This window comes from Streptomyces araujoniae (assembly GCF_050871195.1).
GTDB classification, from domain to species: domain Bacteria; phylum Actinomycetota; class Actinomycetes; order Streptomycetales; family Streptomycetaceae; genus Streptomyces; species Streptomyces bacillaris.
In genome coordinates this window covers 184,777-201,028 of record NZ_CP194070.1, presented here as the reverse complement: position 1 = coordinate 201,028, position 16,252 = coordinate 184,777, and the positions used below count along the sequence as shown (strand labels likewise).

Below are 16,252 nucleotides of genomic sequence, written 5' to 3'. Positions count from 1 at the left end.
GGTCCCGTCAGCGGGTGCGGGTGCGGGGGGCTGCTGGGAGGGTGACGTGGTTCGGAGGGGTGGTGCGGGGCCGCCGGTCAGCGCAGGGTCGCGCCGCCGTCGACGTACAGCTCCTGGAGCGTGATGTGGCGGGCGCGGTCCGAGGCGAGGAACGCCACGGCCTGGGCGATGTCGGCGGGTTCGGCGATCCGGCCGAGCGGAATGCCGGTGCGGTACGTCGACGGGTCGCCGTCGATCACCCGCGCCTCGGCGCCCGGCTCGGTCCACAGGGCCCGCTGCATGGCGGTGTCGGTGGAGCCGGGGGCGACGACGTTGCAGCGTACGCCGCTGCGGGCGAGTTCGAGCCCCAGGCACTTGGTGAACATGGCGGCGGCGGCCTTGGACGCGGCGTAGGCGGCCATGCCGGTGCGCGGGATCCCGGCTGCGTTGGAGCCGACGGTGACGATGCAGCCGGTCCTCCGCGTCACCATGAGCGGGGCGACGGCCTGGGAGACCTGGAAGACACCGGTCGTGTTCACCGCGAAGGTGTCCGCCCAGTCCTGTGCGGAGAGCGTGGTCGCCGGGCCGGTGCGCAGGATGCCCGCGACGTTCACCAGGATGTCCACCGGGCCGAGTCGGTCCTCGACCCGCGCCACGGTGTTCTCCACCGAGACCCGGTCGGTGACGTCCATCACATACGGTTCCAGGCGGCCTGCCGACCGCTCGCGCACGGCCAGCTTCTCCTGCCGCCGGGGCCAGTCGGCCGCCAGCGCCTCGATACTGTGCCCCGCGCGGTCGGTGGCGGCCACCCGGGCGCCGAGGTCGGCGAGCAGTTCGGCCACGGCGGCCCCGATGCCTTGTCCGGCACCGGTGACCAGGGCCGTGCGGCCTTCGAACTCGCCACTTCCGCCCGGTATGTGGTCAGGCATGAACAAACCTCCCCCTAGGTGTTAGGTAAGGGTAACCTAAATTGATTCGACCGCCCAGAAGGGTGTCGAGCCGTCGATAAATGGTTAGGTTAGCCTCACCTTATGCAAACGCCGCACACGGGGACCACGGCCTCGGCCCCCGAACACGACTCCTCGACCGCCCAGTTGGACGGAGGGGAGAGCGACCGGGGGGCGAAGACCCCGCCCGCCGGAGCGGACGAACCCGTTCCGGCCCCCGGCTCCGGACCGGGCCCCGCGCCCGGCGCGGAGATATCCCCGGGCGCCCCGGCGGGACCCGCTGCTACGGCGAAGAGCGCGGGCGCCCCCGCGGCCGGCCGCCGCACGGTGGCGCTCGCCGTCGCCGGGCTCACCGCCGCCGTCCTGCTGCTCAGCGGCCTCTCCCTCGCCGTCGGCGCGGGCGAGGTCGGCGTCGGCGGCGTGCTCGACTACCTGCTCGACCGGGGCGGGGCCCGCGCGGATGCCCGCCTCTCCCTCGTCGTGGGGGACCTGCGGCTCCCGCGCACTTTGACCGCCCTCCTCGTCGGCGCGGCCCTCGGCGTCGCCGGCTGTCTGCTCCAGGCGGTCACCCGCAACCCGCTCGCCGAGACCGGTCTGCTCGGCGTCAACGCGGGCGCCTCGCTCGGTGTCGTCGCCGGTATCGCGCTCCTCGGCTTCGATTCCGGTTACGCCTACCTGGTCTGCGCGTTCGTCGGCGCCGTGGTCGCCAGCGGCCTGGTCCTCCTCATCTCCGGACGGCGCGGCGGCGGCTCACCCATGCGGCTCGTCCTCGCGGGCGCGGCGCTGGGCGCCACCTTCGGCGGGCTCACCAGCGTCATCGTCGTCAACTCCGCCGAGACCTACGACCGATTCCGCTTCTGGGTCCTCGGCTCCCTCGCCGGGGTCGAGGGCTTCGGCGAACTCGGCCGCCTGGCCCCCGTCCTCGCCGTCGGCTTCCTCGTCGCCCTGCTGGTGGCCCGGCCGCTCTCCGCCCTCGCGCTCGGCGACGACCTGGCCCGCAGCCTCGGCCACCGGCCCCCCGTCATCCGCACGGTCGTCGCCATCGGCGTCACCCTCCTCACCGCCTCCGCCGTCGCGCTCGCCGGACCCATCTCCTTCCTCGGCCTCCTCGCCGGATTCCTGGCCCGCGCCATCGCCGGCACCCGGCTGGCCGCCCGCCTGCTGCTCGCCGGACTCATCGGCGCCTGCGTGCTGGCCGTCTCCGACGTCGCCGCCCGCGTGGTCTCCCGGCCCTTCGAGGCGCCCGTCTCCGTGATCGTCGCCCTCATCGGCGCGCCCGTCCTCATCGCCATCGTCCGCTCCAAGCAGCTGGCCTCGATGGGCATGACGGAACCGGCCACCGAGGAGCGCGCCCCGGACCGCCCGCGCCGTTTCACGTTCTCCCTGCCGCGCCCCGAGCCCCGTAAGCCGAAGGCCGTCCGGGTCCGCCCGCCGGACACCGTCGTCGTCCGCCGCGGCCCCCTCTCCGTCCTGGTCACCCGGCGCGCGGCCATCGCCGCCGTCGCGCTCGCCGGGGCGCTGGTGCTCGCGGTGGTCCTCTCCGCCTACGCGGGCCAGAGCGAGATGGGCGTCGGCCGCACCTTCCGCGCGGTCTTCGGCCAGGGCGACCGGTTCGACGTGCTGCTCGTCCAGAACTTCCGGCTCGGCCGGATCGTCGCCGGGCTCACCGCGGGCGCCGCCCTCGGCCTCGCGGGCTGCCTCACCCAGACCCTGGCCCGCAACCGCCTCGCCACCCCCGAACTCCTCGGCGTCAACGACGGGGCCACCGCCGCCGTCCTGCTCTCCGTCACCCTCAGCGCCTCCGGCACGTTCGGCGCCTGGTGGGCCGGGCCGATCGGCGCCCTGGTCGCGGTCATCGTCGTCACCACCGTCTCCGGCGGTCTCGGCCAGCGCGGCTACCGCGTCCTCGTCGTCGGCCTCGCCATGTCCGCCCTGGCCTCCGCCATCACCCAGGTCGTCCTCTCCCGCCGCTCCCTCAGCTCCGCCGGCTCGCTGTACGTGTGGACCTCCGGCAGCCTCAACGGGCGCAGCTACTCCGTCGCCGTGCCCGTCCTCATCGGCCTCGCGATCCTCGTCCCCGCCAGCCTCGCCGTCGCCCGCCACCTGGCCGTCCTGCGCTTCGACGACGCCACCGCCTCCTCGCTCGGCTCGGCCCCCGGCCGGGTCCGCACCCTCGCCCTGCTGCTGGCCGTCGGCCTCGCCGGGCTCGCGGTCGGCATCTGCGGCCCGGTCGGGTTCGTGGCGCTCGCCGCCCCCGTCATCGCCTCCCGGCTCGCCGGCCCCCTGCGGGTCCCGCTCGTCGGCTCGATGCTCACCGGGGCCGTCCTCGTCGTCGCCGCCGACACCCTCGGCCGGATCGTCTTCGACGGCGTCGAACTCCCCGTCGGCATCGTCACCACCGTCCTCGGCGGCCCGTTCCTGCTCTGGGTGCTCCTCGGCCGCTCCGCCGCCACCCGCGTCTGAAAGGCGCCCCGCACATGACCTACCCACCGCGCCGCAACCCGCCCGCCCCTCCCGCCCCGCCGGGACCGACCGCACCCGAGGTGTCCTCCGTGCGAAGCCCCCTGCTGCGTACGCTCGTCGAGGACGTCCGAGCGGGCGGGCCCGGCGCCGAGGAGGCGTTCTGGGCGTACGTCTCCGAGACCGGCGCCCCTCTCGTCGAACCCGACCCCGAGGGCGAGGACGACCACCGGCTGGTCACCTTCGTCCGCCGTGAGGACCCCGCCCGCCCCGCCACCCATGTCCTGGCCCTGGTCCACACGGTCACCGACAAGGACCGGCACGCCGGAGACCTCGCCCCGCACCTGATGGAACGCGTCGAGGGCACCGGGGTCTGGGCCATCAGCCACCGGCTGCGCACCGACCACCGCGCCTCCTACCAGTTCCACGCCAGCGGCGGCACCCGCGAGGACGCCGTCCGCGCCGACCGGGCCTCCTGGCTGCGGGTGCTCGACCACGCCGAACCCGACCCGCTCAACACCGGGGCCCCGCTGCCCTCCCGGGACGGGCGCAACCCCGCCTCCGTACTCGAACTCCCCGGAGCACCCGACCAGTCACGCATCCGGCGCCGGGAGGGCGTGGCACGCGGCACGACGCTCGACACCGAGGTCGACGGCCGCCGCATCACGGTCCACCTCCCGCCGGACCACCGTCCGGACGGCGGCCCGTACGCGCTCGCGGTGCTCCTGGACGGAGAGATGTGGGGGCCGGTGCTCGGCGTCGGGGACATCGTCGACAACCTGCACGCCGACGGCGAACTCCCGCTCACCGTCACGGTGCTGGTCGACACCATGGGCCGCCGCATGAAGGACCTCGCGTGCAGCGGCCCGTTCGTCGACTGGCTCGCCGACACCCTGCTGCCCTGGACGGAGCGGGAGTACGGGGCCGGGGCCGACCCGGCCCGTACGGTGATCGCCGGGCAGAGCGCGGGCGGCCTCACCGCCGCCTTCGCCGCCTTCCGCCGCCCCGAGCGGTTCGGCCTCGCGCTCTCCCAGTCCGGCTCCTTCTGGTGGCCCGACGACGACCGCGAGGGCGAATGGCTCACCGGCCAGTACGCCTGGGGCGAGCGCCGGCCCGTCACCCTCCATCTGGAGGTGGGCCACCAGGAGTGGATGCTCCTGGCCGAGAACCGCCGCTTCCGCAACATCCTGCGGGCCCGCGGCTACGACGTGCGCTACCGGGAGTTCAACGGCGGCCACGACTACGCCTGCTGGCGCGGCGGCCTCGCGGACGGCCTGGCCGCCCTGCTCGGCGGCCGCTGACCCCGAACCCCCCGCTCGCCCCGGACAGACAGGGAAGGGGCGGGGCGGCATCCCCCTCCGGATGCCGCCCCGCCCCTTCCGTACGCACTCAGCCCCTGCGGGCCTCGTGCGCTCTCAGCCCTTGACGGCCGGAGCCTCGTCCGCCGCCAGGCCCTCGCCCGGCGGCGGCGCCTCCTCGTCGTCGAAGGGCGGCGGCTGCGGAGCCTCCCGCGGCAGCCGCAGCGCCAGCACCGCCCCGAGCGCGACGAGCCCCGCCGTGACCCAGACCGCCGTGCGGTACGGGCCCGGGTCGGCGGCGGCCTCCGTCACGTGGCCGCCGCCGATCACCGCCGCACAGGCGGCGATGCCCAGCGCCCCGCCGAGGGTGCGGACGATCTGGAACAGGCCCATCGCCTGCCCCATGTCCGCGGGCCCGATCGACTCGAAGCCGGAGATCTGCACGGTGAGCACCGCCGTCCCCAGCACCAGGCCGATCAGGAACATCAGCCCGCGCACGCTCCACGCGTTCTCCGCCACGCCCGGGATCGCCAGCGTCGCGAAGACGGCCGCCGCGACCAGCAGCGCCGGGACGGTCAGCAGCCGGGGGCCGAGCCGGGGGAGCAGCCGGTCCACCACCTGCGAGGCCAGCATCAGCCCCACCGCCTCCGGGAAGACGCTCAGCCCGGCGTCCAGCGCCGAGGCACCCAGGCTCGCCTGGTAGAGCAGCGGGAAGACGAACAGCACCCCCATCAGCCCGGCCGCGGTGACCCCGGCGAGCGCCGAGGCCGACCCGTACACCCGGTCCCCGAGCAGCCGCAGCTTCAGCAGCGGCGTCCTCGCCCGCACCTGGTGCAGGACCGCCGCCACCAGCAGGACCGAGCCCAGGGCCGCGCTCACCGCGACGGCGGGCCGGGTCCAGCCCTGGGACGGGCCGAAGCCCAGCGCGTACGTCAGCAGCCCCAGCGCCGGAGTGGCCAGCCAGAAGCCGACCGTGTCGAACGTCCCCTCCGGGCCCTCGACATGCTCGCGCAGCCCGAAGACGCCCAGCAGCACCGCCGCCGTACCGATCGGCACGTTCACGAAGAACAGCCAGTGCCAGGAGAGGTGTTCGGTGAGCAGCCCGCCCAGCGGCGGACCGAGCGCGGGCATCAGCGCCGTCGGCACGATCAGCACCTTGGCCAGCTTCATCCGCTCGTGCGGTGGGAACGCGCGGAACAGCAGCGTCATCCCGACCGGTGTCAACAGCCCACCGGCCAGGCCCTGTACGGCCCTGGCGACGACGAGCGTGTCGAGATCGGGCGCCAGACCGCAGACCGCCGAGGCGATCGTGAACGCGGTCAGCGCACCGAGGAACACCCGCTTCGTCCCGAACCGGTCGCCCAGCCACCCCGCCACCGGCAGCCCCACCGCGAGCGCGACCAGGAAGGCCGTCTCCACGGTGTTGGCCGCCGACAGCGGGCGGCCGAAGTCGCCCGCGATCGTGTAGAGCGCCGGGTTCACGATCGTCGAGTCCAGGCCGTTCATGCACATGGCGGCCGTGTAGACGAGGACGACGGCGACCCGGGGACGTATCCGGGGCCGGATCAGCAGCCCGCTCACCGGGCGGCGAGGGGGCCGGACCAGTGGGCGCCGATCCAGTCCAGCGCCTCCTGGCGTGCGCACGGGCCGTGCGCCGTCGACCAGCCGGCGGGCACCGCCGCGAAGAGCGGCCACAGCGAGTGCTGACCCTCGTCGTTGGTCAGGACGAGGAACTCCCCTTCCGCGTCGAAGGGGTTGGCGGGTGCGTCACTCATCGGTGTCACTTCTCCAGCTCGGTCAGTCGGTCGGCGACCACGCGCGCGATGTGCGCGATCGGTTCGGGCAGGGTCATGTCCTTGTGCGAGCAGGCGACGTTCGTGTTGTCGATGCGCCCGCTCACGTACGGGGTCCAGGTCTCCGGCGTCAGGGTGTCGTCGATGGTGTCCACCGTGGCCCGGAAGAACAGCACATCGCCCTGGAACACCCGGTGGTCGTAGGCGCGTACGAGGTCGTTGGTGTTGAGGTACACCTCGCCCAGCGCCTCGATCTTCGCGGCGGAGAGCGCGGCCAGCGGGGAGCCCTCGCGGCGCAGCACCTCCACCACGTTGGCCGTCGTCAGCTCCTTGTCGCCGAGGCTCTCGGGGCCGTAACCGCCCATGGTGAGCAGCGATTCGAGCGCCTCCGCCTGGTCGGGCACCGGCAGGTCGCGGAACCCCTCGGCGGGGTACGCGTCCAGGATCGCCAGCAACTCGACCTCCTGGCCGTCCTCCTGGAGCACCGCCGCGACGGCGTGGGCGATGATCCCGCCGGTCGACCAGCCGAGCAGCCGGTACGGCCCCTCGGGCTGCACCTCGCGGATCCGGGAGGCGTAGTGGGCGGCCAGCTCCTCCAGCGTGGTCGGCAGCGGCTCGTCCGCCGTCGCCTCACCGACGCCCTGGGCCTGGAGCCCGTAGATCGGCACATCGGCCGGGAGGTGGCGGATCAGCCCCGCGTAGCACCAGCTCAGACCACCGGCCGGGTGCACGCAGTGGACGGGCGCCCGGTCGCCGGGGCGGGCCGGCCGCAGCGGCAGCAGGACGTCCAGCGGATCGTCCTCGCGCGACACGTCCAGCGCCGCGTCGAGCGCGGCCGGGGTCGGCGCCTGGAAGACCGTGCCGATCGACACCTCGATGCCGAACGCCGACCTGATCCGCCCCGCCAGCCGTACCGCCAGCAGCGAATGGCCGCCCAGGTCGAAGAAGTTGTCCTCCACCCCGGCCGACGGCAGCCCCAGCACCTCCGCGAAGACCGAGCAGAGCTGCTCCTCGCGGACCGTGCGCGGCGCCCGGCCGCCCCCGCCCACCGGAACCCCCGGCGCGGGCAGCGCCTTGCGGTCCAGCTTCCCGTTGCCGGTCAGCGGCAGCCGCTCCAGCACGACCACGGCCGAGGGCACCATGTGCACCGGCAGCGTGGCGGCCGCGTGCTCGCGCAGCGCCGCCGGGACCGGCTCGGCGCCGGGCGCGGGAACCACGTAACCGACCAGCCGCTTGTCGCCCGGCGCGTCCTCCCGGACCACGACCGCCACATCGGCGACCTCGGAGTGCGCGGCCAGCACGGCTTCGATCTCACCCAGTTCGATGCGGAACCCGCGGATCTTCACCTGCTGGTCGCCACGGCCGAAGTACTCCAGCGCCCCGTCGGTCCGCCGCCGGGCCAGGTCGCCCGAACGGTACATCCGGGTGCCGCTCTCCCCGAAGAGGTGCGCGAACGGGTCCGCGACGAACCGCCCGGCCGTCAGGTCCGGCCGCCCCAGATAGCCGAGCGCCACGCCCTGACCGGCGACGTACATCTCACCGGTCACCCCGGGCGGCACCGGCTGGAGCCGGTCGTCCAGCACATAGACCCGCAGGTCGGGGATGTTGACGCCGATGGTGCTGGAGACCGCCGATGCGGCCGTCGCCCGGTCGAGCGCCAGGTAGGAGACATGGACCGTGGTCTCGGTGATGCCGTACATGTTGACCAGCGTCGGCGCGTTCTCGCCGTGCCGGGTGTACCAGTCCGCGAGCCGCCCCAGCTCCAGCGCCTCCCCGCCGAACACCACGTACCGCAGGGCCAGTTCGTAGCCCGGCGCCTCCCGGTCGGCGGCGGCCAGCTGGTAGAAGGCGGACGGCGTCTGGTTGAGGACCGTCACCCGCTCGTCGGCCAACAGCCGCAGGAACGCCTGCGGGTCACGGCTCGTCAGATGCGGCACGACGACGACCCGGCCGCCGTAGAGCAGCGCGCCCCACAGCTCCCAGACCGAGAAGTCGAAGGCGTAGGAGTGGAACAGCGTCCACACGTCCTCGGGGCCGAAGGCGAACCAGTGCTCGGTCGCCGTCATCAGCCGCGTCACATTGTGCTGCGTGACGACGACGCCCTTGGGGCGCCCGGTGGAACCCGAGGTGTAGATGACGTACGCCGGGTCCTGCGGGCTCAGCGGTCGCGTCCGGTCCGTCTGGCTCAGCGGTCCGTCCGGGAAGCCCGCCGCCTCGTCCACCGTGATCAGCGGGAGCTCGTGCGCGGGCAGCCGGTCCGCCGTCGCCGCGTCGGTGATCAGCGCGGCGGGCCGGGCGTCCGCCAGCATGTACGCCAGCCGGTCCGCCGGGTAGTCCGGGTCCATCGGCAGATACGCGGCGCCCGACAGCGACACCGCCAGCAGCCCCGCCACCAGGTCCAGCGAGCGCGGCAGCGCCAGCGCCACGATGGAGCCCGGACCGATGTCACGGGCCGCCAGCAACCGCGCCAACGACTGGGCGCGGGAGGAGAGCTGAGCGTACGTCAGGGACTCGCCCGCACAGCTCACGGCCACCCGCTCCGGGTGACGGCGGGCCGCCACCTCGTAGACCTCCGCGAGCGTCAGCGGCACCGGCCGCTCGGCGGGCACGCCGTTGGCCTCGACCAGGGCGCGGTGCACCTCGTCCGCACCGAGCACCGGCAGCAGCCCGACCGGGGTCTCCGGCCCGGTGGCGGCGGCGGTGAGCAGCCGGGCCAGCCGGTCCGCGAGCGCCTGGGCGGTCGCCCGGTCGAAGAGGTCCGTGCGGAACTCCAGGAATCCGGCGATCCCCCCGTCGGCCAGCTCGCCCGCGTTCAGCGTCAGATCGAACTTGGCGGTGCCCGACGGTACGGCGGCGAGCCGCGCGGTGGCGTCCGGGCCGAAAGCGGCGGGCCCGTCCGCGATCGACTGCCAGGCCAGCATGACCTGGAACAGCGGGTGCCGGGCCAGCGAGCGCGGCGGGTTCAGCGCCTCCACCAGGTGGTCGAAGGGGAGCGCGTCGTGCTCGTAGGCGGCGAGCGTCGTCGCCCGCACCCGGTCCAGCAGGGCGCCGAAGCCGGGGTCGCCGGAGGTGTCGGTGCGCAGCACCACGGTGTTGGTGAAGAAGCCGACGAGCCCGGCCGTGGTGTCGTCGTCGCGGCCCGCCACGGGGGTGCCGAGCGGGATGTCGGTGCCGCAGCCGTGCCGGGTCAGCAGGGCGGCGAGACCCGCCTGCACGGTCATGAAGACCGTCGCCCCGTGCTCCCGGGCCAGCCGGCGCAGCGCCTCGTGGGTGGCCGCGTCCAGGGCGAAGGGCACGGTGTCACCTGCCGAGGTGGCCACCGCCGGGCGGGGCCGGTCGGTGGGCAGCTCCAGCTGGTCCGGCAGCCCGGCCAGCGCCTCGCGCCAGTGGGCGAGCTGCGCCTCGGCCAGCGGGGTCGGCCCGGCGGGGGTGCCCAGGACCTCCTGGAGCCGGGCGGCGTGGTCGACGTACTGCCCGGTCAGCGGCGTGAACTCCGGGGTGGTGCCCGCGAGGCGGGCGGTGTAGGCGGTGGCCAGGTCGCGGGCCAGGGGAGTGGTGGAGGCACCGTCGCCCGCGATGTGGTGGAGCAGCAGGAGCAGGGTGTGGTGGTCGGGCCCGTCGCTGAAGAGGACCGTGCGCAGCGGCGGCTCGGCGGCCAGGTCGAAGCAGTACCGCACGGCCTCGGTCAGGTCGCTGCCGGGCTCCGCGATGCGCAGCACCGGGCGGGCCGCCTCATGGCCCGGCGGCAGGATCACCTGATGGGGGGTGCCGTCCCCGTCGGCTCCGGCCCCGTTGTCAGTGGGCGGATATACCGTTCTGAGTGTCTCGTGACGGTCCACCAGATCGTGCAGGGCGAGCTGGAGGGCGTCCCGGTCGAGGGGGCCGTTGACGCTGAGCACGAGCGGGATGTTGTAGGTCGGGCTGGGCCCTTCGAGGCGGTGGAGGAACCACAGCCGCTGCTGGGCCGGGGAGAGCGGGAGGGGACCGGTGCGGGGCACGGGGGAGAGCGGTACGGAGGCGGTGGCCGCGCCGCTGCGGGTGCGCACCCGGGCGGCGACGGCCGCGGGGGAGGAGTGGCGGAAGACGTCGGCGATGGAGAACGGGACGCCGAAGTGCTCGCGGACGCGGGCGGCCAGCCGGGCGGCGAGCAGGGAGTGCCCGCCGAGGTCCAGGAAGCCCGCGTCGGCGGGCGGGGGCTCCGCGATACCGAGCACGTCGGCGTAGAGCCCGCGCACGATCTCGGTGTGCGGCCCGCTCTCGCCGACGACCTCGGCGCCGATGGCGGCGGAGAGCGGTTCGGGGTCGGGCAGGGCGCGGTGGTCCAGCTTGTCGTTGGCGGTCCGGGGGAGGGCGTCCAGCAGCGTCACGGTCGCGGGGACCATGTGCTCGGGCAGCGCGGCGGCCAGGTGGTCGCGCAGGGCGTTCGGGGCGGGGGCGGTCCCGCTCTTCTCCGGGACGGCGTAGGCGAGGAGGCGCTTGCCGTGACCGGTCTCCCGGGCGATGACGGCGGCCGCCGCGACCCGCGGGTGGGCGGCCAGCCGGGCCTGGATCTCCCCGAGTTCGATGCGGAAGCCGCGGATCTTGACCTGGTCGTCGCTGCGGCCGAGGAACTCCAGCGTGTGGTCCTCGCGGCGGCGCACCAGGTCCCCGGTGCGGTACATCCGGCCGCCGGGGGTGCCGTGGAGCGCGCCGAACGGGTCCGCGACGAACCGCTCGGCGGTCAGGTCGGGGCGGCCCAGGTAGCCGAGGGCCAGGCAGGGCCCGGCGACGTACAGCTCACCCGTCACCCCGGCGGGCACGGGACGCAGCGAGGAGTCCAGGACATAGACCCGCGATCCCCGCACGGGTCTGCCCTCGGGCCGGTCGGCGGAGTCGCCGGGCAGCCAGTAGTAGGCGTCGACGGTCGTCTCGGTGGGGCCGTAGAGGTTGACGGGGTGGACGCCCTCGGTGGCGGTCAGCCGCTCCCAGAGGGCCGGGGGCACGGCCTCGCCGCCGACGACCACGTGGGCGGGGTGGTGGCGCCCCTCGTCCAGCAGGCCTTCGGCGATGAGCGCTTCGGCGTAGGAGGGGGTGACGTCGAGATAGTCGACACGGTGGCTGTCGACGTACGCGGCCAGGACAGCGGGGTCCCGGTAGGCGGCGTCGTCCAGCAGGTGCAGCTCATGGCCGTGGACCATCCACAGCAGCGGGTCCCAGGAGGCGTCGAAGGCGAACGAGGCGCTGTGCGCGACCCGCAGCCGCTCCCGGCCGGTGCGGGCGACGGCCGGGGCGATGTGGTCGGTGAGGTGGCCGACGCCGAGGTTGGCGAGCGCGGCGTGGCCGACGAGGACGCCCTTGGGGCGCCCGGTGGAGCCGGAGGTGTGGATGAGATAGGCGGGGTCCGCGAGCGCGGGCCCGGTGGTCGGCGGGCCGTCCGGGCAGGCGGCCGACGCCCCGGCTGTGGCGGGCTCGTCGAGCGCCACGGTGGCCACGCCGTGCGGCGGGAGCGCGGCCAGCGTCGCGGCTGTGCCGATGACGGCGACGGGCCGGGCATCCTCCAGGACGGCCAGCGTCCGGGCGGCGGGGTGGCCGAGGTCCAGCGGCTGGCAGACCAGGCCCGCCTTGAGCACGGCGAGCAGGGCCACCACCATGTCGGCGGTCCGGGGCAGCGCGAGCGCCACCGTGGCACCGGTCCGCGCGGGGGCTCCGAGCCCGGCCAGCAGCTGGGACAGCCGGTCGGAGGCGGCGTCCAGTTCGGCGTAGGTGAGGGCAGTCCCGGGCGCGTCCGTCTCCGTGAGCGCCCCCCGGAACGTGCCCGCGAGGGTGGAGCGCACGGCGACGGCCCCGGGCGTCAGCGCGGCCTGCGCGGTGAACGTCTGCGGGAGCGTCAGGAGGGGGGCCGGCTCGGTGCGGCCCGCCGTGGCCGCGCGCACCTCGTCGTCGGTGAGCAGGTCCAGGGAGGCGACGGGCCGGTCCGGGGTGGTGAGCAGCAGTTCGGTGAGGCCGTCGAGACAGCGCAGCCAGGTCCGCTCGTGGGCGGCGAGGTCCGCTTCGCCGTACGCGGCCGGGTTGGCGTCCAGCGTCAGCCGCAGGCCGCCGTCCGGACCCGGGGCCGCGCCGACCGCCAGGCTCTCCACGGGCCCCGCGGCGAGGTTGCGCACGGTGCCGGGGAGCCCGGCGAAGTCCAGGGCGGTGTCGAAGGCCTTGATGTTGACCATCGGGCCGGTCAGCGGGGCGTCGGCCGACTCCAGGGCCAGATCGCGGCGCAGGTCGGCCTGCGGGTAGCGCTGGTGGCGGCGGACCTCGCGGATCTCCAGCACGATCCGGCGCAGCAGCCCGGCCGCGGTGTCCCGCGGGCGTACGGCGACGCGCAGCGGCAGCACGTTCACCGCCATGGCCGGGGTGCGCAGGGCGGCCGGGCCGCGCCGGTTGGTGAGCGGCAGGCCGAGCACCACGTCCTCGGTGCCGGTGAGCCGGTGCAGCTGAGCGGCGGTGGCGGCGACGACCAGCTCGGCCCAGGTCGCCTTCGCGGCCCGGGCCGCCTCGGAGAGCCGGTCCAGGGCGCTCGCCGGGAGGTCGGTGATCCGGTGGAGGAGGCCGTCACCGGCAGAGGCGTCGGCGTTCACGGGCCCGGCCTCGGGGGCGTACCCGGCCATCCGCCCGGCCCAGAAGGCGCGGTCCGCCGCGTACTCCTCGCCGGAGAGATACGCCGCCTCGTCGTCGGTCAGCTCGCCCAGCGGGGCGAACCGGCCCTCGGGCGCGGGCTCCTGGGCGACGGCGGCCGTGTACAGCTCGGCGACCCGCTGCCCGATGAGCGAGAGCGCGTAGGCGTCGACGGCTATGTGGTGGACCCGCTGGTACCACCAGTGGCGGTCCTCGCCCACCCGGATCAGCGCCTGGGTCATCAGCCCGCCGGCGGAGGCGAGGTCCACCGGCCGGGCCAGGTCCTCCCGCATCCAGGCCTCGGCCCGCTCCGGCGTCAGGTCGAGCCGGTGGACACGGGGTTCGCCGGGGACGACGTGCTGCACCGGAGCGCCGTCCGCCTCGGAGATCCGCAGGGCCAGCGTGTCCGCCTCACCCACCGTCCGCACCAGGGCCTCGGTGAACAGGTCACCGTCGAGCGGTCCCGTGATCTCCACCCGGTCGGCCGTGTTCAGCTCCGTGCCGAGCGGGGCCAGTTGGTGCGCGTAGTAGATCCCCGACTGGGCGGTCAGGAGGGGCAGCGCTCGGGAGGGAGGGCCGCCGGGGTGCGCTGCCGAAGAGCTGGTCGGGCGGTTCGGACGCTCATGCATGTGTGTGACGACTCCCCTGAAGGACAACGGACACCGGGCCACCAGGCTCCCCGGCACGCACTTAGGTAAGGCTAAGTTAACCTATTTCCGACAGTGCAGGCGACCGTCCGCGGACGGTCCGGAACGCCAGGAGAACCCATGACCGCAGCCGGAACCGACCCCTCCGCGCGGCAGGCCGACGAGAGGGCCGACGAACGGCTGGACGCCCTGAAAGAGGCCCTCCGGGACACGGTCATGAAGAACGCCGAGGCCCTGGTCGGCCTCAGCCGGCGCATCCACGCCGACCCCGAGACGGCCTTCGAGGAACACCGCGCGGCCGCGCTCTGCGCCCAGCTCCTGGCCGCGCGCGGCTTCGACGTCACCGCGCCCGCCCACGGCCTGGAGACGGCCTTCCGGGCCACCATCGGCTCCGGACCCGTCACCGTCGCCATCGCCTGCGAGTACGACGCCCTGCCCGGCCTCGGCCACGCCTGCGGCCACAACCTCATAGCCGCCGCCGGGATCGGAGCGGCCCTCGGCCTCGCCCCGTACGCGGACGAACTCGGCCTGACCGTCCGGGTGATCGGGACCCCGGCCGAGGAGCGCGGCGCGGGCAAGGCGCTGCTCCTGGAGGCCGGGGCGTTCGACGGCGTGGACGCCGCGATGATGGTCCACCCCTGCCCCTTCGAGCTGGCCGACTTCCGCTCGTTCGCCCTCGGCACCCTGGACGTCACCTACGCCGGCCGCTCCGCCCACCCCAGCCTCAACCCGCACGAGGGCCGCAACGCCGCCGACGCGCTCACGGTCGCTCAGGTCGCCCTGGGGCTGCTGCGCCAGCACCTGCCGCCCCAGTGGCGGGTGCACGGCATAACCACGGCGGCCGGGACCTCGCCCAACGTGATACCCGAGCGGGCCACCGCCACCTACGAGATCCGTGCCCTGGCCGCCGAGGACCTGCGCGAGCTGCGGCAGCGCGTCGAGGACTGCTTCCGGGCCGGCGCGCTCGCCACGGGGTGCGAAGTGACCCTGGAGCAGCCCGAGCCGGACTACCTCGACTTCCGGGGCGACGCGGAGCTGCTGCGGCTCTGGACCGCCAACGCCCGCGTGCTCGGCCGCGCGGAGTCCGTGGAGCGGCCGCCCTTCGCCTGTACGGACATGGGCAACGTCTCGCACGTGGTGCCGTCCATCCACCCGGTGCTCGACATCAGCCGCGGGGCCTGCGGCCCGCACGAGCCCGAGTTCGTCGCCGCCGCGGTCTCCCCGGCGGCCGAACAGGCCCTGCTGGACGGCGCGGTGGGGATGGCCTGGACGGCGGCGGACTTCGCGGCGGCCCGTACGGCGGGTGCGGGGGGCGCGGAAGCTGCTCCCGCCGTCTGATCCCCGCCCGGACCGTCCCGCGGCCCGGCCCGGAATTCAGGGCCGGGCCGCAGGGCGTCAGGGTGCCGCGGTGCGGCGACTACTCGGCGGAGAGCGCCTTGATGTAGTCCTCCATCACGACGTCGGCCGCCAGCGGCCCGCCGCGCGTCGACCAGACCGAACCGTCGACCGTCACGACATGCTTGTTCTTGACGGCGCCCAGCTCCTTGTAGGCCGGCTTGTCCTGGACGTCCTTGAGCGCCTTGGCGCCGTCCGAGGTCAGCGTCGACAGGAACAGCCAGTCACCGTCGATCTCGTTGATCTTCTCCAGGCTCAGCGACGGCGTGTGCGCGTTGCCGTCCTTGTTCTGGGACTCGGGCCGCTTCAGCCCCATCTCCAGCGCGACACCGCTGGCGAACTGCTTGTTCTCCATCCAGCTCGGGCCGTCCGGGTTCCAGCGGACGATGGAGACCTCGGCGCCCTTGTTCTTCCCGAGCTTCTCACCGGCGGCCTTGGCGGCGGCCTCGTGGTCGGTGATGAACTTGTTGGCCGCGTCCAGCTTGTTGACGGCGTTGCCGACCCCCCGGAAGAACAGCTTCCAGTCGTCGGTCGGGGCCATCGTCACCAGCGTGGCCGGGGTGATCTGGCGGAGCTGCTTGAGGACCTGCTCGTCCTGCATGTCCCCGGCGAGGATCAGGTCGGGCTTGGCGGCGACGACCTTGTCCATGACCGGCTGGAGCAGGTTGCCGACGATGTCGATGCCCTGGACCTTGTCGGCCAGGTAGGCCGGCGGCTTGTCCAGGCCCTGGCCGTTGGTGATGCCGACCGGCTTGATGTCCAGTGCGAGCACCGCGTCCAGGTCCTCCTGGGTCAGCGTCACGATGCGCTTCGGCTCCGCGGGTATCTCCACGGCCGTGCCCGTGGCGTCCTTGACGGTCCGGGTCTTGGCCGACGCGGAGTCCGCCTCGGCGCTCTTCCCGGCGGCCGGCTTGCCGCTGCCGGAGTCGGAGCCCCCTCCGCAGGCCGTCAGGAGGAGCACGGCGGCACCGAGCGTGGCGACGGCCTGAGCGGCTCTTCGGGAAGTGGTGCGGGCGGGGCGGTGCAGGTTCATCAAGGGCTCCGGGATCAACGGGACATGAAGCGACGAGGGCGTGGCGGCAGCACGAGTG

At 74.5% G+C, this 16,252-nt stretch carries 8 protein-coding genes; 3 read left to right on the top strand and 5 right to left on the bottom strand.

Annotation, left to right across the window (positions count from 1 at the left end; all coding sequences use genetic code 11):
* Positions 1–77: 77 nt before the first annotated feature.
* Positions 78–908: a 2,3-dihydro-2,3-dihydroxybenzoate dehydrogenase gene (locus tag ACQ9ZG_RS00785; RefSeq protein WP_109915496.1), complete on the bottom strand. Its 831-nt coding sequence runs from the start codon at positions 906–908 to the stop codon at positions 78–80.
* A gap of 102 nt (positions 909–1,010) precedes the next feature.
* Between ACQ9ZG_RS00785 and fhuB the strand changes: the two genes are divergently transcribed.
* Both fhuB and fes read left to right on the top strand, forming a co-directional pair.
* The gene (fhuB, locus tag ACQ9ZG_RS00780) at positions 1,011–3,389 is read left to right on the top strand and encodes a Fe(3+)-hydroxamate ABC transporter permease FhuB (protein WP_499279642.1); all 2,379 of its coding nucleotides are present in this window, start codon (positions 1,011–1,013) and stop codon (positions 3,387–3,389) included.
* Positions 3,390–3,403: 14 nt separating this feature from the next.
* Positions 3,404–4,687, top strand: a complete 1,284-nt coding sequence (gene fes / locus ACQ9ZG_RS00775) for an enterochelin esterase (protein ID WP_109914327.1) — start codon at positions 3,404–3,406, stop codon at positions 4,685–4,687.
* 114 nt (positions 4,688–4,801) lie between these two features.
* Here fes and ACQ9ZG_RS00770 read toward each other — a convergent pair whose 3' ends face one another.
* From ACQ9ZG_RS00770 to ACQ9ZG_RS00760, 3 genes are read right to left on the bottom strand one after another with little or no spacing between them, the layout of a single operon-like run.
* Complete coding sequence (locus tag ACQ9ZG_RS00770) at positions 4,802–6,265, bottom strand: DHA2 family efflux MFS transporter permease subunit (RefSeq protein WP_386699389.1); 1,464 nt, start codon at positions 6,263–6,265, stop codon at positions 4,802–4,804.
* Positions 6,262–6,459, bottom strand: a complete 198-nt coding sequence (locus tag ACQ9ZG_RS00765) for an MbtH family protein (protein ID WP_109916681.1) — start codon at positions 6,457–6,459, stop codon at positions 6,262–6,264. The genes ACQ9ZG_RS00770 and ACQ9ZG_RS00765 overlap by 4 nt, the downstream gene beginning before the upstream one ends.
* A 5-nt stretch (positions 6,460–6,464) precedes the next feature.
* Positions 6,465–13,748: an amino acid adenylation domain-containing protein gene (locus ACQ9ZG_RS00760; RefSeq protein ID WP_499279640.1), complete on the bottom strand. Its 7,284-nt coding sequence runs from the start codon at positions 13,746–13,748 to the stop codon at positions 6,465–6,467.
* 138 nt (positions 13,749–13,886) lie between these two features.
* On the opposite strand from ACQ9ZG_RS00760, the gene ACQ9ZG_RS00755 reads away from it, so the two are divergent.
* A complete protein-coding gene (locus ACQ9ZG_RS00755; protein ID WP_109914978.1) occupies positions 13,887–15,104 on the top strand; it encodes an amidohydrolase in 1,218 nt (405 codons plus the stop codon).
* Between the two features lie 79 nt (positions 15,105–15,183).
* On the opposite strand, the gene ACQ9ZG_RS00750 is transcribed toward ACQ9ZG_RS00755, so the two are convergent.
* Complete coding sequence (locus ACQ9ZG_RS00750) at positions 15,184–16,194, bottom strand: ABC transporter substrate-binding protein (protein ID WP_181398176.1); 1,011 nt, start codon at positions 16,192–16,194, stop codon at positions 15,184–15,186.
* Positions 16,195–16,252: the final 58 nt, after the last annotated feature.

Bases quoted from the DNA above. Each gene is read 5' to 3' on its own strand.
- ACQ9ZG_RS00785 (WP_109915496.1), bottom strand. From the start codon at position 908: ATGCCTGACCACATACCGGGCGGAAGTGGCGAGTTCGAAGGCCGCACG.
- fhuB (WP_499279642.1), top strand. From the start codon at position 1,011: ATGCAAACGCCGCACACGGGGACCACGGCCTCGGCCCCCGAACACGAC.
- fes (WP_109914327.1), top strand. From the start codon at position 3,404: ATGACCTACCCACCGCGCCGCAACCCGCCCGCCCCTCCCGCCCCGCCG.
- ACQ9ZG_RS00765 (WP_109916681.1), bottom strand. From the start codon at position 6,459: ATGAGTGACGCACCCGCCAACCCCTTCGACGCGGAAGGGGAGTTCCTC.
- ACQ9ZG_RS00760 (WP_499279640.1), bottom strand. From the start codon at position 13,748: ATGCATGAGCGTCCGAACCGCCCGACCAGCTCTTCGGCAGCGCACCCC.
- ACQ9ZG_RS00755 (WP_109914978.1), top strand. From the start codon at position 13,887: ATGACCGCAGCCGGAACCGACCCCTCCGCGCGGCAGGCCGACGAGAGG.
- ACQ9ZG_RS00750 (WP_181398176.1), bottom strand. From the start codon at position 16,194: ATGAACCTGCACCGCCCCGCCCGCACCACTTCCCGAAGAGCCGCTCAG.